This window comes from uncultured Amaricoccus sp. (assembly GCF_937858865.1).
Lineage (GTDB): Bacteria > Pseudomonadota > Alphaproteobacteria > Rhodobacterales > Rhodobacteraceae > Amaricoccus.
Genome location: NZ_CALLYO010000616.1, coordinates 1 through 19,822 on the forward strand (window position 1 = coordinate 1; position 19,822 = coordinate 19,822).

A 19,822-nucleotide genomic window follows, 5' to 3' on the forward strand; every position below is an offset into this window, starting at 1 on the left:
CCCGCCCCGCCCCAGGCGGGCGCTTCTCGCCCGCCGGGTCGGGCGCTGCCCTTTTCTACCTGGAGTAGCGCGCCGTACAGGTATGGCGCGCGTCAGCTGCCGGTGGCGAGGAAGCCGCCCTGGCGCCAGGCGGTGAGGGCGGCGCGCAGGCGCGGGCCGACGAGGCCGTCGATGGCGCCGTCGTAGAAGCCCGCGGTCTTCAGCCGGGTCTGGGTGGCGCGCACGGTGTCGGCGCTGACCTGGACCCTGTCGCCGGCGATCCGGCTGTAGGCCTGGCCGTTGTCGGAGGCGACCCCGCGCAGCAGCAGCTCCGCCGCTGTCTCCGGGTCGCGCGGCCGGCCCTCGCCCTGGTCGAGGAGGAGCGCGGCGGCCTGGTAGCCGAGCGGCTCGCCGAGGCGGGTGGCGGCGAGGAAATGGTCGTAGGCCTCGGTCGCGGTGCCGGCGATGCCGTTGAGTGCGAGGACGCCGAGGTTGTAGGTGGCGATCGCCGAGCCGTCCTCCGAGGCGCGGGCGAGGAGGCGCGCGGCGCGGGGGACGTCCTGCGGCACGCCCTCGCCCTTGACCAGCATCACCGCGAGGTTGATGGCGCCGTCGGCGAAGCCGCCCGCGGCCGCCTTCTCGTAGAGGGCGGCGGCGGCGGGCAAGTCGCGCGGCACGCCGTCGCCGGTCTCGGTGATGAGGCCGAGGCTGGTCATGGCGCGCAGGTCGCCGCGGTCGGCGGCGTCGCGGTAGAGCCGGATCGCCCCGGCCTCGTCGCCGGCTGCCGCAGTGGCGCGGGCGAGGAGCGCGGTATAGTGCGGCATCTCCGGGTGTGCGGCCGCGGCCGTTCGGCAGGCGTCGATGGCGGTGGCGGCGTTCATGCGGAGCTGCGAGAGCGGCACGCCGGCGGTGTTGGCGGTGGCGTCGCGCGGGTGCGTCGCCAGCCGCTCGCAGAGGAGCTCGGGCGCGGCGCCCGGGTCGTCGGGGCGCGGCAGGTCGGCGAGGAGCTTGCGCGCCTCGGCGACATGGGCGCCGTCGGGGTTGTGCTCGAGGTAGACCTCGACCAGCGGGCGCAGCCGGGTGCGGCGGATGACGTCCCAGAGCGAGTCGGCCAGCGCGTCGGACGGCGGCAGGTCGCGGGAGGCGACGACCGTTCCCGCCGGGGGGAGCGCCTCCTCGCTCTCGGCGAGGAAGGCCTTCACGTCGGCGACGTGCGGGCCCTCCGGGTAGCGGTCGAGGTAGATGCGCATCAGGTCGGGGTCGCGGGCGGTGGCGGCGACCTGCCAGAGCAGCGTCTCGGGCGCGGCGCCGTCGTCGCCGGGGGCGAACTCGAACTGGCGGGTGAGCGAGGAATTCTCCCAGGGCACCTGGTTGCCGCCGGTGGCGGCGAGGACGTCGCGGCGGACGGCGATCATCATCGAGGCGATGTCCTGCCCGGGCGTGTTGAGGTGGCCGAGCAGCGCCTGGGCGAAGAAGCTGTTCCGCCCCACGCCGTCGTAGGCGACGTTGTCGGGCTGGGTGGCGAAGGCGAAGAGGAAGCCCGCGGCGTCGCCGACGCGGGCGAGGCCGTCCCGCTTCGGGCCCTCGAGCGAGGGGGCGGTCGAGGAGAGCGGGTTGTTGCGGCAGGCGTCGAGGAAGACGAGGTGGATGCCAGGGGTGCCCTCGAGCTCCTCGGTGATCGCGTTGAGCTCGATCGTCCAGTTGCGGATGTCGTCGCGGCTGCGGAGGCTGGCGTCGACCGGGACGAGGTAGTTCCGCCCGTCGATCTGGAAGCCGTGCCCGGCGTAGTAGAGGAGGGAGACGTCGGCGGTCTGCGCCGCCTCGAGGAAGTCGCCGATGAGCGTGGTCATCCCGGCCAGCGTCAGGTTGGTGTCGGTCATCACCTCGAAGCCGAGCGAGCGCAGCGAGTCGGCGACGTCGGAGGCGTCGTTGACCGGGTTGCGCAGCGGCTCGAGGTTGGCGTAGCCGCCATTGCCGATCACCAGCGCGACACGGGTCTCGGCGCGCGCGGCCATCGCCGGCACCAGCAGCAGGCAGAGGGCGGCCGCGAGGAGGGCCGCCCTCAGGATCGCCGCCAGCCTAGAGTCCAACGGCCCGGGTAAGCTCATCCTCGACATTCTGCAGTGCGGCGGTGATCGCGACGCCCTGCCGGGATTGCAGGCTCGCGAGTTGCGGGTCGTCCTCCGCCCGGATGAGCTGGATCGCCTGGCGGATCTCGACGACGGCGGACTGCATCACCGCGCCGGCGCGCGCGACCGCCTCGCGCTCGATCGCGGCGCGCTCGGCATCCGTCGTCGCGAGCGCGAGCCGGCGGGCGGCGTCGGCGCGCACGCCCTCGATCCGGCTCGCCGACTCGCGGATGACGGCGGAGACCTGCCGCAGCGGCTCGGGGAGGTCGAGGATGCGGCCGTCGATCTGGCTCGCGTACTCGGCGAGGGCGTCGCGGACGCAGGCGAGGAAGATGTCGCTGCTGGGCGGGACCGGGTTGCAGGCGGAGACGCGGGCTTCGAGCCGGGTGGCGAGCGATTCGAGGAAGCTCAGCGTGTCGGCCGCGGTTTCCCGCGCCAGCGTGGTGCCGGTGCCGCGGTCGGGGCCGAGCATCGGGCCGCCCTCGGTGCCGGTGGCGAAGCTCTCGGTGCCGGCGACCTCGATCACGTCCGACGGGTTGCGCAGGGCGTAGTAGTCGACGAGCCTGAGGCCGGCGTTGAAGGTCGGCAGCTGGGATGGGTCGAGCAGCACGTACATCTCTCCGGGGACGTAGCTGATATCGTAGTTCGGCACGCCGCCGAAGGACAGGCCCGTGCCGGCCGCGTCGCTCACGAAGATGGGATAGGACGTAAACGAGGGGAGCGCGCCGGCGGGCGCGCCGTCGCTGCGGAAGAGGACCGAGGCGACCCGGTCGCCGTCGACGAGGCCCTGGGTGGTGAACTCGGTGCCGGCGAAGACGAAGGTCTGCCCGAACCGCTTGACCTGGTCGTCGGCCCGCACGACGAGCGGCGCGGGGGTGACGGCGAGCGTGCCGGGCTCGTAGGAAATGGCATAGTTGGCGAGGCCGACGCCGCGGGCGTTGCTGGCGGTGATCGCGAAGGGGCCCTCGCCGACGTTGGCGGCGCGGGCGGTGCCGGCGCTCGCGAGGTCGACGCCGGTAATGCTGTCGCCGCTGACGAGGCCCTGGGAGGTGAACTCGGTCCCCTGGAAGCCGAGCGTCCGGCCGTAGCGCTTGACCTGGTCGTCGGCGGTGATGACGAGAGGGGCCGGGGTCACCGTCAGCGTGCCGGGAGTGGAGACCACGCGGTAGGCGACGTTCCCGGCGCTGGTCACGCTCGGCGCGCCGGCGATCTCGAAGCTGCCGACGCCACCGGCGCCGAAGCCGACGAGGGGCACGGCCGTCTCGGTCGTGGTCGGATCGAAGACGTAGGTGCCCGAGCCGCCGTTCTGGACGACCGGGGGCTGCAGGCCGGGCGTGCCGTAGACGCCGGTGGCGTCGCCAACGTCCGCCCAGATGACGGGCGAGACGCTGTAGAGCTCGGGGTAGTGGCCGGGGTCGGGCGGCGCCCAGGTATCGGTGAAGGACCAGGCGGTGGTGTCGGGGCGGGCCATGAAGCCTTCGGTGTCCTGGAAGTCTGCGGTCGTGAGCGGCGTTCCGCCGCCGGCACTGTCGGCCTGGCCGGTCGCGACGCTGTCCCAGAAGGAGTTGAAAACAGGGACGACCGGCGCCTCCACGGGCGCGCCGCCGACAAGGCCGCCCAGCCCGACCGCAGCGGCGCCGCTGACCGCGCCGACGGCGTAGGACTGGTCGACGAGGCCGGCGTTCTGGCCGACGAGACCGCCGGCAAGGCCGTCCGCCACGCCGGTGGCATCGACGCTTCCCCTGGCATAGGTGCGGAGGACGGTCCCTTCGCCCTCGTTCTCCCCGACGAGGCCGCCGAGCAGCCCCTCGCCGAGGCCAGCGGCCGAGACCGGGCCGGCGGCGTAGGAATCGCTGACGGTGCCGACATTCGCGCCGACGAGCCCGCCGACCGAGGCGGTCGAGGCTTCGAGGGTCACTCCGGTGACCGCGGCGGTCGAGAAGGACTGGGTCACGGTGGCGTTGTTCTGGCCGACCAGACCGCCCGCCGAGAAGTCGACCGTCTGGTCGGGGCTGATGCCGGTGACGGTCCCGCCCGCCATCCGCGCGCGGGAGATCACGCCGTCGTTCTCGGCGGCGAGGCCACCGACCATGTCCCCGCCGGTGATCCTGGCGTTGGAGAGCATGACGTTGTCGACGACGCCGCCGAAGCCCACCCCCTCGAAGAGCCCGACGCTCGCGAAGGGCCGGTTGATGAAGAGATTGGATATCGTGAAGCCGTTCCCCTGGAACGAGCCGTCGAAGGTCGGGCCGTCGAAGATCTCGCCGATCGGCTCGAAGCCCTCGCCTCCCTCGAAGTCGTCCCAGCCACTCGTTATGACTGCGTCGATGTTTCCGGCCAGCGCATAGCTGTCCGACAGGTCGGGAAGCGCGGGATCGGCGTCGCCGAAGGCCGAGCCGACGCCCTGCAGGCCGTAGACGTCGGCGACGAGGTAGGGCGCGGCGGGCGTGCCGTTGCCGCCGAGGACGCGCAGGAAGGCGTTGCCCTGCAGCTGGAAGTTTGCCGCCCTGAAGGCAGGGAGCGGGGACATGTTCTGGATCCAGTCGCCGCCCTCGAGGGTGAAGGTCCCGACGTCGATCGCGCCGAGGGCGCTGGTGGTGATCTGCGGGTTTTCCAGCACCTCGTTGGCGAAGCCGGCGGTCAGCGTCAGGCCGCCGTTCCGGGCGGTGATCGAGTTCGCGATCAGGATGTTCCCGAAGGCCTGCAGGCTGAGCGTGGTGCCCGCGTCCCAGGCGAGCGGCGCTTCGACGGTGATGTTGCCGTCGCCGGCGAACGCGAAGGACGAGGCGACGAGCACGTTCGACACCTCGAGCTGCTCGACGAGATCGGCGGCGTTCAGGATCGAGTCGGCCTGGGCGGGTTCGAAGGCGGCGTTCTCGACCGGGATCGCGGCGAGGGTAACGCCGCCGTCCTCGTCCGCGTCGACGAACTCGCCGGTCGTCGCGCCGTCGGAGATCACGATGTTGCCGGGGTCGAGGAGCAGTGTGCCGAGCGCGCCCCGCGGGGCGGAGAGGTCGGCGATGCCGGTGAAGCTCAGCCGCGCCTTGCCGGAGACCTCGGCCATGCCGCCGTCGCCGCCGAGCGGGCCGCCGCGGGCGGAGATGCGGCCGTCGAAGCGGGTGTGCCCGTCGGACCAGACCACGACGCTGCCGCCGTCGCCGGAGTCGAGAGCGTCGGCCGCGATGGTGGTGGCGCCGTCGACCGTTGTCGTCAGGGCGCGCGGGAGCGCGCCGCCGCCCTGCCAGTCGCCGCCGATGCGGACGCTGCCGCCGCCGGCCGGGCCGCTGGCGTCGAGGGTGGCGCCGGCGAGCTCGATGGCGGCGCCGGTGATGGTGATCGCGCCGCTCGGGCGGGGCGGGGGCGGGGTAATCGCGGCGAGCGCCGGCTGCGCGCGCGGGGCGCTGGCGTCGAGCCGGCCCGAGACGCGGACGGTGCCGCCGGCGCCGCCGCCGAGCACGATGGCGCCAGAGCGGCCGCCGACGCTGCGCGCCTCGACGACGCCCGAGAGGTTGATGACCTGGCGTGCCACCTGCCGGGCGGTCGCGGCCTTCAGCTCGACCCGGCCGCCGTCGGCGGAGAGGCGGCCGCTGTGGCGGATGAGCGGGCCGTCGTCGCCGGTGTCGCCCGAGGGGACGGCGATCTGCAGGAAGCCGTCGCCGGAGACGTCGAGCGTCGCCCGCTCGCCGGCGCCGAGGCCGATCCGGCCCATCTCGGCGCTGATCGTGCCGGCGTTGTCGACCCTGCCGCCGATCAGTGCGGCGTAGCCGCCCTTGCCGACGGTGATCGCGCCCTGGTTGACGACGGCGGCGGAGCGGCCCTTGCCGGCGAAGCTGCGGCGGCCGGCGATGAAGTCCTCGTCGCTGGTGGCGAGCGTCGAGGCGACGAAGGCGCCGGTCCTGACCGTGCCGGAGGCGGTGATCGCGATGCCGTTCGGGTTGACAAGGTAGACCTGGCCGTTGGCGTTGAGCTGGCCGGCGATGGTCGAGGGGGTGCTGCCGGTGACGCGGTTCAGCATCGCAGCCGAGGCGGAGGGCTGGCGGATGTCGACCCGCGCCCCCTCGCCGATCGAAAAGCCGCGCCAGTTGACGATGGCGGTGGAGGAGGACTGGCGGATCGCCATGGCGTTCGGCGCGGGGGCGGAGATGTCGACGCTGCCGTGCGCCACGCTGCCGCCGACCGGGAGCCGGTCGCCGGCATGGGCGGGGACGGCGCAGAGGGCGGTGCTGGCGAGAAGTGCGAACCTGAAGCAAGCCTCGGTACGGGTCATGATGGCGTTTCCGATACTGGCACAGCGGCGGCGCCCGGCCGGCGGCCGCTCAGAACTGGAACGAGCCGACGACGGTGAAGCGGTTCTCGTCCGGCCCGTCGTCGTCGCGGTAGGCGCGGCCGAACTCGAAGGTCAGGGTGGCGTCGGAGAAGCCCGGGTCGCGGATCGCGCCCAGCGACAGCCCCACCCCGAGCGCGCCGACGCCGAGGTTCGCCTCCTCGAGGGCGGTCGGCTCCTCGAGGTGCAGGCTGCCCGTGGCGCCGAAGGCGTAGGGGGTGACGATGAGCGGCGTCGCCCCGACCTGCCGCGCCCAGGGCGACTGCAGGTCGCCGCGCACGATCCAGCCGCTGTCGCCGCCGAGCGTGCCGGCGTCGAAGGTCGAGAGCTCCTGGAAGGAGGCGATGCCGAACTGCTCGCTGGTGGTCATCACCTGCCCGAAGGAGGTCTGGGCGCGGCCGTAGAGCGAATAGGCGAGATGCTCGCGGATCGCCTGGTCCCAGCGCGCCGCCACCTCGAGCTTCTGGAAGTCGGCGTCGGCGCCCTGCCGGGAGAGGGTCGGGAAGTCGACGTCCTCCTCGCCGCGCGCGCCAAGCCCGTCGATGCCGAAGGAGGCGGTGGCGCGGGCGAAGAGGACGGCGCCGGAGACGAACTCGCGCCGGTAGTCGCCGGTCAGGCGGAAGATGCGCAGGTCGTCCTCGGAGAAGGTCAGGTCGCTGTCGTCCGGGAGCATCAGGTGCTGCTCCTCGGACTGGGCGTCGAAGATGACGCCGGCATTGAGGTTCACCGCGCGCGAGCGGATGACCGGGTAGAAGGCACGCAGGGACAGCCGCTGGAACTCGGTTCGCGTCTGGATGCCGTCGGTCGGCTCGGGCGTCGTCCGGCTGTCGGTCGCCTCGAGGTTGAGGGTGAGCCCGTTCGCCCCGATCGGGAAGACGGCGCCCGCCGCCAGCGTGCGGGTGCGCGGGTAGCCGGTGAAGAGACCGCCGAGGCCGCCCTCGCCGTCGCCGCCCGGATAGCCCGAGGCGCGGAGGTAGATGGTCTCGCCGAGCCTGAAGGGGCTGTTGATCTCGACCCCGGTGGCCAGCGTCCAGGTACCGAGCTCGTCCGCCAGCGTGTTGTCGACCCCGACCGAACCGGTGACCGGGTGGAAGTCGCCCTCGACCACCAGCACCGCGCCGCCCGACTCGTCCCCGGGCGAGAGGGCGGAGCGGAGCGAGACACCGTAGGTGTCGCCGGCGATCAGCAGCCGCCGTTCGATCTCGCCGAGCTTCAGGCTGCGCCGACCGACGAGCGGCTGCACGACCCGCTCGATGCGCCCGCGTACCGGTTCGGGGATCCCCGCGGTGTCGAGCTTCTCGATGAAGCCGTTCACCACGACGAGCCGCAGCCGCTCGCCGTTGCGGAGCGACTGCTCGGGGATGACCACGCGGGCGAGGACGTAGCCGGCCTGCGCATAGGCTTCCTCGAGCGTCTGGGCGGCGACGAAGATCTCGGAGACCGGGACCGGCCGGCCGACGAGGCGCTGCTCGAGCGCGGCGGTGGCCGGGGCCATGTCCGGCAGCCCGCCGTCGACCGAGACGCCGGAGATGGTGATCGAGAGCCGGTCCGCCCCCGGCGGGGCCTCGAGCCCCGGCCGGCCGGAGAAGACGACGGTGCCGCCGAGGGTCGGCGGGGCGGGCTCGAAGGTGCGCGGCGTGATCTGGCTGGCCGTCTGGGCGGCGGCGGGTGTCGCGCCGGGCATCGCACCGGGCAGGGCGAGCAGCAGCGCCGCCGCGACCCGGGCGGCTCTCGGCGGGGTCCCCGGCACAGTGCTCATTCCGGTGCGGGATCGGAGCGGGCGGCAGATCGCATGCGGGCGGTCCTCGCTGAATGACTCGGATCTTCGAAGCTGCCGGTGGCAAGACAAATCAATGCGCCGAATCGTCGAAACATTTCTGCCTCGCCCTGCGCGGCCACCACGGAACCAACAATAATCAAAAGGTTAACACGGGTGCCGGAACGGCGCAACAAGATGCTTCCCGACCGGATCCGCACGGACGCTTCGCCCTGCTTTCGGGGAAGCAGGTGACCGGGAGGTGCGAGTTGTGCTATAGTCACCCGATCCGGGCCGAGCTGCGCAATTGCTTACGGCGCGCCGGCCGTCCGGCCGCAGCTTTGTCGCGGAGACCAGGATGCCCGAGGATCGCGCGATCACCGTCGAGACCGCCGGCGGCCAGACGCTGACCTTCACGCATCTCGACGGCTTCGACGAGATCAGCCGCTGCTTCGAGTTCATCGTCGGGCTGGTCGGGCCCGAGCTCGACGTCGAGGCGGACGCGCTCATCAACCTGCCGCTCGCGATCGAGGCCGAGTCGGGCGAGCCTAAGCGGTGGATCCACGGGCTGGTCACCGAGTTCCGCCTCGTTGCCGTCGAGGACCGGGTGGCGAGCTACGAGGTGGTGCTGCGCCCCTGGCTCTGGCTGCTGGCACTGACCTGCGACTGCCGCATCTTCCAGAACCTCGGCGTCGTCGAGATCGTCGAGGAGATCTTCGGCAAGTACCCCGAGGCGAGCTTCGACAAGCGGCTGCAGAAGAGCTATCCGCCGCGGGAATACTGCGTGCAGTACGACGAGAGCGACCTCGACTTCGTGCAGCGGCTGCTGGAGCACGAGGGGATCTTCTATTTCTTCGAATACAGCGACAGCGGCCATACCCTCGTGCTGGCCGACTCGATCGCGCGGCTGAAGCCGGCGAAGGGCTACGAGACGGTGCCCTTCCATATCGAGGACAGCCCGCAGCGGCGCGACCGCGACTTCCTCTCGCGGTGGCTGGTGACGAGCTCGCTGCGGCCGGCGGCCTATGCGCATGCGGACTACAACTTCGAGACGCCGAGCCTCTCGCTCGTCACCCAGTCCGAGGCCGAGCCGGTGGCCAAGCTCTTCAGGGGCGAGATCTACCGCCAGCCGGGGGCGCACCAGGACCTCGGGCTCGGCGACGAGGTGGCGGCGATCCGGCGCGAGGAGCTGCAGGCGCCGCACGTGCGGGTCCTGGCCGGCGGCACCGCGCGCGGCCTCGCGTCGGGGTGCACGTTCACGCTCGAGAACCATCCCCGCGAGAGCCAGAACGCCGAGTATCTGGTGCTGCGGACCGACTACCGCATCGTCGATCCCGAGCATCGCCCGACGCTGGCGGGCATGGGCGAGAGCTACCGCATCGAGCTCGTGGTCGCGCCGACCTCGCTCCCCTACCGGCCGCCGCGGGCGACGCCGCGGCCGGTGATGCGCGGGCCGCAGACCGCGACGGTGGTGGGGCCGGGGGGCGCGGAGATCTTCACCGACGAATATGCCCGGGTGAAGGTGCAGTTCCACTGGGACCGGCTCGGCAAGCGCGACGAGAACAGCTCCTGCTTCGTGCGGGTCTCGGCGGCCTGGGCAGGCGCCGGCTGGGGGTTCATCCAGATCCCGCGCATAGGCCAGGAGGTGATCGTCGACTTCATCGAGGGCGATCCCGACCGGCCGATCATCACCGGGCGGGTCTACAACGCGGCCGAGATGCCGCCCTACGGGCTGCCGGGGAACGAGACGCAGTCGGGCTGGAAGTCGAACTCCTCGCCGGGGGGCGGCGGCTACAACGAGCTGATGTTCGAGGACAAGGCCGGGTCGGAGCTCGTCAACTTCCAGGCGCAGAAGGACCACAACCTCCTGGTGAAGAACGATCGCAGCAAGCTGGTGCAGCACGACCAGGCGGACCGGATCGACAACAACGCCAAGCATTCGGTGGGCGTGGACCTCGACGAGGACGTGGGCAACAACAAGACGACGCAGGTCGGGGTCGACCGGACGGTGACGATCGGCTCGAACGATACGGAGAGCGTGGGGGCGAACCGCTCGCTGACCGTAGGGGTGGACGAGACCATCTCGATCGGCTCGAACTCGAGCGAGACGATCGGGGCGAACCATACCCAGACGGTGGCGCTGGTGCAGACGATCACCGTCGGGGCGGCGCGGGTCGACACGGTGGGCGCCGCCGAGACGCGGACGGTGGGGGCGGCGCAGGTCAACACCATCGGCGGGGTGCGGCAGGTCAGCGTCGGCCTGGCCCAGAGCCACGACATCGGCGCCTCGGACAGCTGGACGATCGGTGCCGGGCAGTCGGTGGACGTAGGCGCCGGGCAGGACGTGAAGATCGCGGCCGCCCAGAGCTTCGACGTCGGCGGGGCGCGCAGCGCGAAGATCGGCGCCGACGATTCGACCGAGGTCGCCGGAGCGCGGGCGCTGAAGATCGGCAAGGGCAGCCTGGTCGAGATCGCCGAGGACGGGGCGATCAAGGTCGGCAAGGACTGCCTGATCGACGCGGGCGAGTCGATCGTCCTGAAATGCGGCTCGGCAGCGATCGCGATGAAGAAGGACGGGACGATCTCCATCGAGGGCAAGGATATCACCATCAAGGGCTCGGGCAAGATCGACGTGAAGGCTTCGGGGGAGATCACGATGAAGGGGTCGAAGATCAACCAGAACTGAGCGTGCGTCCGCACAGTGCGAATATTGACTAACATGTTGATTTAAAAAGATATAACTGGCGGCGTTAACTCGAACGAAAGGTGTGTGAACGAAAGATGACAACGACGCTTGAGCGGATCGACGGCGTGGTGATCGGCGCGCTGGTCGGCTTCGAGGCCGAGGTGCCGCTGGTGGTCTTCGCCGGCAATCCGCGCGACGCGGCGGTCCCGGCGCGGACGCTGGCGCCGCTCGACTATGCAGCGATCGGCGCCGAGGTGGCGCTCCTCTTCGAGGCCGGCGACCCGGCGCGCCCGCTCATCGTCGGCCGCATCGTCGATCCCGCCCGTCGCCCCGCCCCGGTGGTCGTGCGCGACGGCGAGCGGGTGCGGGTGACGGCGGAGGAGCGGATCGAGCTCCGGGTCGGCAAGGCTTCGATCATCATGGAGAAGGACGGGCGGATCATCATCCGCGGCAGCTACGTCACGAGCCACGCCAGCGCGACGATGCGCATCCGCGGTGGGTCGGTCAACCTGAACTGATGCCGGCGCCGGTGCTCTACGAGATCGTGCGCCAGCACGCCGAGATGGCGGCCTTCCTGTGGACGGTCTACGACCGGGCGCGCCTCTACCCCGAGGAGAATCCCGAGCTCGACGAGGTGCGCCTGGCCCGGCTGGTGGAGCGGCTGGAGGCGCATCTCGACGGGCTGCGCGTCGCCGGAGCCGAGGGCCTGCGGATCGCCGAGGAACGCTATGCGGAATACCCCGAGGCGGGGGAGCTGTTCGTGCTGAGGATGCTCAGGCCGGGGGCGGAGCGGCTCAGGGTGGTGGACCTCGATCTGGCCAAGGTCAGGAAATATTTGTCCGAAACCTTGCCAAAGGCCGAGGCTTAACCGCCGTATTGGGTCATGTCGAGCTGGCTAAGGAAGATGTTGCCGTCATAGCCCAATTCAAAACCCCACCAGTCTTCACCGTCAAAGACAAAGACTTCTTTCCAGCCTGCAATCGCCAATAGCTCGGTCGAGGCATGCATGGTGAAACCCTGGCCAATGGCGCGGAAGGGCTCGATCACGTCACCGTTCTGCACCGAGATGCCGTAATTCGCGTCGCTCCAATAGCGGCGACCCTTGAACTCGATGACGCCCATATAGGCGAAGCCTTCGTTTGCGAGGGGGATAAGTTCGAAATCACGGACCTCGAAGCAATTGCCGTCGAAGCCGGCCAGAAAGATGCTGCCCCCTTCGCCGACATGGATGTCGTTGAAGTCCGCCTGGACCGGCAGGTCGAGCGACACCCATTGCCTCCCTTCGAGCTGCAACAGTTCACCACGGCTGCCACAGGCGTATATCTGCTGCGGCGATCGCCCGTGGATTGCCTTCAGATAACTGTCGTCATAGGGCTGAAGCACTTGCCACCCGTCTCCTTCGCGGGTGTAGCCGATACCCCGGTTGCCGATGACATACTGGTGACCCTCGTCCAACGCCCACAGCCGCCGCAGCATGCCTTGCGGAAGCTCGGTCTGGCTGTCGCCGCCGGGTTGCAGCTCGTGAATGATGCCCCCGAGTTCCAGAACCAAATGGTGTTCAGGACCAAGGCTGGCGTGCGACTTGATCGAGTCCTCGATACGCAGGCGAATGTCGAAGGTCAGCGACGCGCCGAAACGGACGTCCAAAAGGAACGAGCGCGCAAACTCGCTATGCTGGTCGCTCAGTTCAAAACTGGCGCTGAACCGGTCGCCGCCGAGATGAAAGGCGTCAATCGTCTCGATATCCACCTCGTCTGGCGCCAGCGCGTCGATCTTCCATCCGCCCGGCGGCGGCGCTCTCCTTGCCATGGGTCAGGTCCTGATCTGAACGGATTTCACTTCGTCGACGGTTGGCTGTCGCATCTCGCCAGAATCCTTGTCTTTCACCGGCTGGGCGCAAGCCGCCAGGTAGGAAAGGATGATCAGCGTCAGACATTCGAGAGCTTCCTCCTTCTTGTCTGGGTTGCTCTTCAGGGCTTCATGGTGCTCACCGACAGCTTCCATTGTCTTGGTGGTTGCCGCGCCCACGGTCGGCTGCGGGTTTTCGCTTTTGGCAAGATACTCGCGCATGTCCGCGGTCTTTTCGTAATGCGGCGTCCCCTTCTTCGAGCCTTCGCCGCGTTTTCCGAAGCCGGCGGCATCCTTGTGGCGGGCTGTCATGCAGACGCAAGGTGCATCATTCATGTCATAGCCGGGGAAATTCTTGTGGTTTGGTCCGCCACGCGCCTTTTGCAGCATCTGGTTTTCGAAGAAGTGCTCGGATTCCTTGACTGGCTTCTTGTCGGCCGCCTTCTCTGCTTCCGTCTTGCAGGGGTTGTCGCCGTGGGTATGGACCTGCATCCCCAGTTCATTCAGCAGGGTGGCGCATTCCATGATCTTCTTGTTCGCCTTGCAGATTTGCGGCCAAGGTCCCGTATTTCCAATTGGAGAGGCATGGTTATGCGTAGCCAAGTCGCTGAACCGGATCACCGGCTCGCCGTCGAACTTCACGTCGTTCGACCACGAGTTGAAGTACTTCTTGCCGGTATTCTTCGAGGTAATGAGACCTTTTTTTGCTGCTGCTCCGGCCTCGGTACCGGACGTTTTCGACTCGTCCGCTTTGTTCTTGATGCTCACGGTCTTGCCGCCGATGAGGACGGTGCCGGTGCCCTGTTCGGTGTCCGAGGCCATGCCGAAGCTCGGATAGGGGACTGGCACGCCCGGCGGCGTCGCCGGATTCTCGGGCGGTGTGAAGCAGGTGTCGGGCATTGCGGCGATGGTCTTGGCGTTGACCGCCTTGCCCGAGATTTCCAGCCCGTTGGCGAAGACGCCCGACATCAGGCGGCCCTCGCCGCTCCCGCGGCGCGGACCTCGTGCAGGACTGCGGCCCCGCAGGCGCCGTCGTCGCTCGAGGCCTCGATCAGGACCGGGCTGCCGGGGGCGTAGCCCTTGACCGCCGCCGTCAGCGCCATGCCGATCATCACGGGCACGACCGCCGCGCCGATGTTGCCGAGGTTCTCGCCGGGGCTCCAGAAATCCTGGAAGGCGGTCCGTCCGCGCTCGAGGCGGAGGCTGGCGAGCGTCGACTGCTTGAAGAAGAACTGTTCGCCGATCAGGTCGCCGATCCGGTATTCGACGTGGGCGAGGTCGACGTCGGCGGCCTTCAGGGCGGCGTCGTAGGCCGCCGTCATCCCGTCGCCGCGGAGCGGCAGGTGCGCGCCGTCCTCGTCCAGCCCGTTGTAGAGGAACGCCGGTTCGCGGGCGAGGCCGAGGCCGGTCAGGCGCAGGGGCCCGGTCGAGCCGACCAGCACCGCCGCCGCCGCCTCGCCGGGGATGAAGCCGTTGGCGTTGCCGGGGCCGAGGAGCCGCCTGGCGGCGAGGTAATGGGCGATGCTCGCGACGGTCAGATAGCTGTCGATGCCGAGGATCAGGACCTGCTCCGCCGCGCCTTCGGCCAGCAGTCTTCCGGCGCGGTTCAGCGCGACGAAGCCCGACGGCCGGCCATGGGCGATCAGTTGGGTGCGGGTGCGGGAGGGCAGGCCGACGATGGCGGCGAGATCGCGCAGGAAGGCCTCCGGGTCGGGCACGGGACGCCCGGGGCGGGTGGTTTCGGCGAGGCAGAGGACGAGGGCCAGGTCGGGCTCGACCACCGGCGCGGCGCCGAGCGCGTCGGCCACCGCGCCGGCGGCGAGATGCGCCATGCGCCTCCGGCCGATCCAGTTGCGGGGCAGCGGCACCGGGGCGCCGATGAGCCATTCGCCGCCTAGGCCGAGGAAGCGGGTCTCCCGGAAGCCGTCGAGGCGGGCGCGCATGGCGGCGCAGGCGGAGGGGGCGTCGAGGCCGACGGCGGTGACCATGCCGGCGGAGACGATGCCGAGCCCGAGGGTCATGCGTCCTCGTCCTCGGGGACGGGGATGCCGGCGGCGCGGAGGTAGGCGCGGCCTTCGCGGCGGGCGCGGAGCATGGCCTCGGTCGGGGAGCCGACCCAGGCTTCGGTGAAGTCGAGGATGGTGCGCTGGATGCGGCAGGAGACGCGCCAGACGAGGCAGAGGCGGCGGTTCTCGGGGTCGAAGAGGATCGTGTCGGGGAGGAGGGTGGCTTCGAGGGCGATGGCGCGGCCCTTGAAGAGGGTGACCGGCAGGCTGGTGGCGGGGAGGCGGAAGTTCTCCTTGCCGCGGGGCGTGAGGTTGGCGAGGACGACCTCCTCGCCGCCGCGGGGCGGGGTCGTCTGCTGGTCGGGCGGGGACATCTGGTAGTAGCGGTCGTCGAAGTCGGGCGGCAGGAAGGGGAAGATGTTGTCGATCCAGTTCCGGTCGTAGGTGCCGCCATGCTCGATGCGGCCGGGCCAGCCGCGGCCCATCGGGCCGAAGCTCATCGGGGTGTAGTCGCCGAAGGGGGTCGAGATCTCCTCGCCGACGGCCTGGGTCGAGGGCAGCGCGAGGCCGGGGATCAGGCGCTGGTGCCTGGGCTGCGACCAGCCGGTGCCGACCGGGTTGCGGAGGTAGGCGCCCGGCAGCGGGTCGTCGGGGTCGAGGCGGTCGGTGCCGCCCCAGGCGACATCGTAGGAGATCGGGCGGCGGAGGAAGGGCTCGGGCGAGGTGGCGGCGAAGAGCGGCCCGCGGGCGCGCCATTCGCGGTGGCCGAGGACGTCGAGGACCTTGGACCAGGCGCCGAGCTTGACGCCGACCCGGACGCGGGTGGCCGGCCGGCCGCCGGGGGCGTAGGCGGCGCCGTTGAGGACGATGTCGCAGCGTGGCTTGCGGTGGGCGAAGTCGGTCTCCCAGAGCGGGGCGGAGAAGCCGGGGGCGCCGGTGTATTCGTCGGCCATGACGAGCGGCACCTGGGTGTCGGAGGGGCGGACCGGGCCGCCGATCTCGTCGGGGAAGTCGTAGGTGCCCTTGACGACGAGGAGGAGGTACTCGCGGCCCTCCTTGTCCATCGCCATGGTGAACTCGTGCGGGAAGCCGGTCTGGTTGTAGATCTGCATCAGCGCGCCTCTACCGGGAGGGCGAGGAGGGCGTCGAGGAGGGGCTCCGGGCGCTCCGGATCGATGGCCTGCGGGGCGCCGCCCTCGAGCCAGAGGGCGAGGGGCGGCGCTGCGGGCGCTTCCGCGGCGGACAGGGGCAGGGCGCGCAGACGGGCGTCCAGCGCGTCGGGGCCGAGCTCGCCGCGGGCGGCGGCGGAGGCGGTGGCGGCGAGGGCGGCGAGCCAGGCGGGGTCGGCGGCGGTGGTGCCGGGGGCGGCGAGGGTGAGCGGGAAGCGGCGGCCGGCGCGGTCGGCGCTGGCGATGACGAGGCCGGTCGCGCGGAGCGGGCCCTGGGCGAGGGCGAAGCGGAGGGCCGGGCCGTCCGGCAGGCGGGCGGCGAGGTGGCGGGCGCACCAGCGGTCCCAGAAGCGGACGAAGTCGGCGGGCAGGCGCCGGGTCACGAAGTCGCCCGCCTGCGGCAGCTTGCCGTAGAAGCCGGGGAGGATCAGATCCGGTCCGGGCACGAGAACCTCGAGAACATCTGCAGGTCGAAGGGGTTGTCGACGCTCGCCGCCTGCAGGTCGAAGTCGGCCCAGAAGCCGCCGCTCGCCAGGCGCAGGCGGAAGAGGTCGGGCCGGTCGGTCGGCCGGAGGTTGCCGCCGCGCAGCAGGCGCAGCCAGGCCCAGGCGCCGCTCTCGCTCGCCATCACCTCGGGCCGCGGCTCGACCGGGCGGAAGGCGAGCGTGATGACCCCGGTGCCGTCCTTGCCGGGCCAGGTCATCTGCGCCCCGCGCGCGGCGCTGTTGAGGTAGGTGAGGCTCTGCCCGTCGAGGTTCAGCGTCACCGCCGAGGCGTTGGGCGAGAGGTCGGTCGGGGTGAGGTTGAAGGTCATCACCGGCCCGGCGCCGCCCGGGAAGAGCGCGTCGCGGATGCGCCGCGCCCGCTCGAGCGCCGCCAGCGCGCCGTCGTCGAGGCCGAGGTCGGCACGCCACCGCCACGGCCGGGTCGTGGTGTCGACGTAGGGCAGCAGGTGGTCGTTGGTGAAGGCGTCGATCAGCCCTCCCGGCCCGAAGAGGCGCTGGAAGTCGGCGGTGTTGACGTCGCTCACCCCGTTGGGGTCGAACGGATAGCGCCCGACCAGCGCCGCCTTGCAGAAGGCGAGGACATCGCTCTGCCAGATGGCGTTGAGCTTCTTCACCACCGCCTGCTCGGTGATCGTCGTGGTGTCGCTGGCGAGCCCGGCGATCCAGTCGTCGAGCGGGTCGGGCAGGACCTTCGCCTGCTCCGCCACCGCCCCGGTCAGCTCGGCGAGGCCGCCCTGGTTCTTGATCGCGATCTCGGGGTCGGGGCTCGCCGCCACCGTCTGCAGGACGTTCGAGAGCGCGGTCAGCGCCGCCACCACCGGGTCCATCGCCGGCGGCTGGCCGTCCACCTCGGCGATCGCGGCGCGCAGCGGCTTGAAGTGGTCGGAGACCTCCTGGCCGCTGGTGTCGAGCGGGGCGCCGCCCTCGGCGGGCGGGATGAACTTCATCCCCTTCCTGGCGAGCTTGCCGACCTTGCCGAGCTTGCCCAGCACCTTGGAGAGCCCCTTCGGCGGCCCGCCGGCCGCGGCCTCGCCGCTGTCCTCGGGCCGGGCGAGGTCGGTCTCGACGGCGACGGCGGTCAGGAGCCGCTTCAGCGCCGAATCCGCGCTCGAGAGGTCCTTGAGGTTCTCGGTCGCCGTGGGGAGGTCGGTGAGCGGCGCCAGCGTCACGTCGCGCAGGAAGCCGTCCCACTGCGCGACGAAGTCCTCGTAGTAGAGCTTCAGCATGTCGTCGGCGAGCTCGCTGACCGAGACCTCGGAGCTTTCCGGGCAGCCGCCGGCGAAGACCGAGCGGTCGAGCGCCGCCTGGGCGGCGACGTCCTCGAGCCGGTCGAGCACGACGCCGTGGAAGCCCTGGTAGGTATAGAGCCCGTCGATGCCGACGCGCAGCGTCTTTTCCGAGCGGCGGACGAGGACGTTGGCGGCGTTCGGGCCGGCGACGGCGGCCGGGATCCAGTCGGGGAGCGCGGTGGCCGCCGGGTCGGAGCGGAGCGCGTCGTAGGCGCGCTTGGCGAGCGGGATCGAGCAGACGCTCTCGAGCGCGGCCTGGACGAGCGCATCGTCGGGCGGCACGAAGCTCGCGTCGTAGGGCATGCGCTCGATGGCGTCGATCTGGTAGCCGAGCGCGGCCTCGGTCGGGAAGGGCTGGGTCTCGGCGAACTCCGGCAGCCGCTCCGCCCACCAGGTGGCGGCGAAGTCCGGGTCCATCTGGCTGAGGCCGGTCATCATCCGGTAGGTCTTGAGCGCGTCGAGCAGATAGTCCGGGTCGCGGATCTGCCGCCACATGGTCGCCTCGAGCAGCGCCACCATCCGCGGCTCGAGCAGGTTGCGCAGCGCGCCGGAATAGGCCGCCTCCTGTGCCGCCTCGATGTCGGGGACGGCGGAAGGGCCGACCAGGCGGGCGAAGGCGCCGGGCAGCGGCACGCGGGCATTGTCGACCTCGGTCACCGCATCGAGCGCGACCTCGAGGTCCGAGGGCTCGAGCGGCGCCTGCCGGGCGGCGGCCGGGGCGAGCGCGGTGCGGAGCCGCTCGAACTCGTCCGCCTGCGCCGCCACCGCGCCGCGGTTGGAGAGATAGGAGACGGTGAAGGCGAGCGCCCCGAGCAGGAAGACCGCGGCGGCGGCGACCGCCCCGCCGCGCCAGAGCCAGAGCCGGCGCAGCTCGGCCCTGGGGTCGAGCGAGGCGAGGCCGGCCTCGGCGAAGACGACGTCGGTCAGGAAGCGGCGGAGGAAGAAGCTCCGCCGCTCGACGCGCGGGGCGGCGTGGGAATGGGCGAGCGGCAGGCCGAAGGCCGAGGAGAGGGTGCCGACCAGCCGGTCGATGGGCGTTCCCTCCTGGGTGGCCGAGGTCAGGTAGAAGCCGCGCAGCCAGGCGCTCTCCTCGTAGCGGCTCTCGCCGAAGACGGTGTCGACGAGGAGGCGGAGCGGCGCCTCGAGGCTCGCGACCTGGGCCGGGAAGCGGAAGATCTCGGCGCGGACGCTCAGCGCCTCCTCCCCCTCCATGCGCGGGCCGACCCGCCCCTCCAGCCGCTCGACCAGCGCGGCGAGCTCGCGGCCGGCCGCGCCGCCGTCGGGCTTCTCGCCGGGGGCGAAGGTCGCGCCCCAGACCTGCTCGCGCTCGGCGGCGGAGAGGCCCTCGAAGCTCGCCTCGAAGCCCTTGATGAGGTCGCACTTGGTGACGAGCAGGTAGACCGGCAGGCGGATCTCCAGCCGCTGGTTCAGCTCGGCCAGGCGCTTCCTGATCTCGCGGCCGTGGGCGCGCACCGCGGCGTCGCCCTCGGCCAGCACGTCGGCCGGCACGGCGACGATGACGCCGTTGAGCGCGCGGCGGCCGCGGTGCTTCTTCAGGAGGTCGAGGAAGCCCAGCCACTCGGCGGCGTCGACCTCGGGCTGGCTCTCCTGCTGCACGTAGCGGCCGGCGGTGTCGATGAGGACGGCGGTCTCGGTGAAGAACCAGTCGCAGTTGCGCGTGCCCCCGACGCCCTGCAGGTCGTCGGTCAGGTCGAAGGGGAACTCGAGTCCCGACTGGCGCAGCGCCGTGGTCTTGCCCGAGGCGGGCGGGCCGATGATGACGTACCAGGGCATGTCGCGCAGGAAACGGCGGCCGCCGAGCTTGCGCTTCTTCAGCTCGGCCATGATCTCCTGGAACTTCGCCCCGACCGCGGCGACGCCCTCGGCGGCCGGGTCGAGCGGCTTGACCTCCGGGACGGCGAGCTCGGAGACGAAGAGCCGGTTGGCGCGGATGGCGCGGCGCTGGGCGAGGATGATCCAGACGAGCCAGAGGAGGACGAAGGCGAGGATCACGCCGAGCCTCGCGATCTCGCCGGCGAGCGGGCGCGTGGTGCCGATGGCGACGAGCGGGCCGAAGAGCCAGACGATCGTGCCGAGCAGCGCGATCCCGATCAGGCTCCAGAGCCAGCG

12 protein-coding genes are annotated in these 19,822 nt (G+C 71.1%); 3 read left to right on the forward strand and 9 right to left on the reverse strand.

The window, feature by feature from the left end; all coding sequences use genetic code 11:
* Positions 1 to 92: 92 nt before the first annotated feature.
* From Q0112_RS18435 to Q0112_RS18445, 3 genes are read right to left on the reverse strand one after another with little or no spacing between them, the layout of a single operon-like run.
* The gene (locus tag Q0112_RS18435) at positions 93 to 2,069 is read right to left on the reverse strand and encodes a caspase family protein (RefSeq protein WP_297977518.1); all 1,977 of its coding nucleotides are present in this window, start codon (positions 2,067 to 2,069) and stop codon (positions 93 to 95) included.
* Positions 2,059 to 6,375 carry a filamentous hemagglutinin N-terminal domain-containing protein gene (locus tag Q0112_RS18440; RefSeq protein WP_297977519.1) on the reverse strand — a complete coding sequence of 1,439 codons (4,317 nt, stop codon included), beginning with the start codon at positions 6,373 to 6,375 and terminating at the stop codon, positions 2,059 to 2,061. Before Q0112_RS18440 ends, Q0112_RS18435 begins: the two co-directional genes overlap by 11 nt.
* A gap of 49 nt (positions 6,376 to 6,424) precedes the next feature.
* Positions 6,425 to 8,191 carry a ShlB/FhaC/HecB family hemolysin secretion/activation protein gene (locus tag Q0112_RS18445; protein WP_297977520.1) on the reverse strand — a complete coding sequence of 589 codons (1,767 nt, stop codon included), beginning with the start codon at positions 8,189 to 8,191 and terminating at the stop codon, positions 6,425 to 6,427.
* Between the two features lie 355 nt (positions 8,192 to 8,546).
* On the opposite strand from Q0112_RS18445, the gene Q0112_RS18450 reads away from it, so the two are divergent.
* The 3 genes from Q0112_RS18450 to Q0112_RS18460 all read left to right on the forward strand — a co-directional run bounded on the left by Q0112_RS18450 (position 8,547) and on the right by Q0112_RS18460 (position 11,742).
* Complete coding sequence (locus Q0112_RS18450) at positions 8,547 to 10,874, forward strand: type VI secretion system Vgr family protein (RefSeq protein WP_297977522.1); 2,328 nt, start codon at positions 8,547 to 8,549, stop codon at positions 10,872 to 10,874.
* Between the two features lie 95 nt (positions 10,875 to 10,969).
* Positions 10,970 to 11,392, forward strand: coding sequence for a DUF6484 domain-containing protein (locus Q0112_RS18455; RefSeq protein WP_297977523.1), 423 nt, complete (start codon positions 10,970 to 10,972; stop codon positions 11,390 to 11,392).
* Positions 11,392 to 11,742, forward strand: coding sequence for a hypothetical protein (locus Q0112_RS18460; protein WP_297977524.1), 351 nt, complete (start codon positions 11,392 to 11,394; stop codon positions 11,740 to 11,742). Before Q0112_RS18455 ends, Q0112_RS18460 begins: the two co-directional genes overlap by 1 nt.
* On the opposite strand, the gene Q0112_RS18465 is transcribed toward Q0112_RS18460, so the two are convergent.
* The 6 genes from Q0112_RS18465 to tssM form a co-directional block, all read right to left on the reverse strand.
* A complete protein-coding gene (locus tag Q0112_RS18465) occupies positions 11,739 to 12,683 on the reverse strand; it encodes a hypothetical protein (protein ID WP_297977525.1) in 945 nt (314 codons plus the stop codon). The genes Q0112_RS18460 and Q0112_RS18465 overlap by 4 nt on opposite strands.
* 3 nt (positions 12,684 to 12,686) lie before the next feature.
* Positions 12,687 to 13,691 carry a DUF4150 domain-containing protein gene (locus Q0112_RS18470; RefSeq protein ID WP_297977526.1) on the reverse strand — a complete coding sequence of 335 codons (1,005 nt, stop codon included), beginning with the start codon at positions 13,689 to 13,691 and terminating at the stop codon, positions 12,687 to 12,689.
* Entirely contained in the window at positions 13,691 to 14,743 is a 1,053-nt protein-coding gene (locus tag Q0112_RS18475; RefSeq protein WP_297977528.1) for a 3-oxoacyl-ACP synthase, read from the reverse strand. Before Q0112_RS18475 ends, Q0112_RS18470 begins: the two co-directional genes overlap by 1 nt.
* Positions 14,740 to 15,840 (reverse strand): DUF2169 domain-containing protein, encoded by a 1,101-nt coding sequence (locus Q0112_RS18480; protein WP_297977529.1) that lies wholly within the window; start codon positions 15,838 to 15,840, stop codon positions 14,740 to 14,742. The genes Q0112_RS18475 and Q0112_RS18480 overlap by 4 nt, the downstream gene beginning before the upstream one ends.
* The gene (tagF, locus tag Q0112_RS18485; RefSeq protein WP_297977530.1) at positions 15,840 to 16,343 is read right to left on the reverse strand and encodes a type VI secretion system-associated protein TagF; all 504 of its coding nucleotides are present in this window, start codon (positions 16,341 to 16,343) and stop codon (positions 15,840 to 15,842) included. Before tagF ends, Q0112_RS18480 begins: the two co-directional genes overlap by 1 nt.
* Positions 16,325 to 19,822 (reverse strand): type VI secretion system membrane subunit TssM (gene tssM, locus Q0112_RS18490; protein ID WP_297977531.1); only part of this gene is annotated, 3,498 nt, incomplete at its 5' end. The genes tssM and tagF, both read right to left, overlap by 19 nt.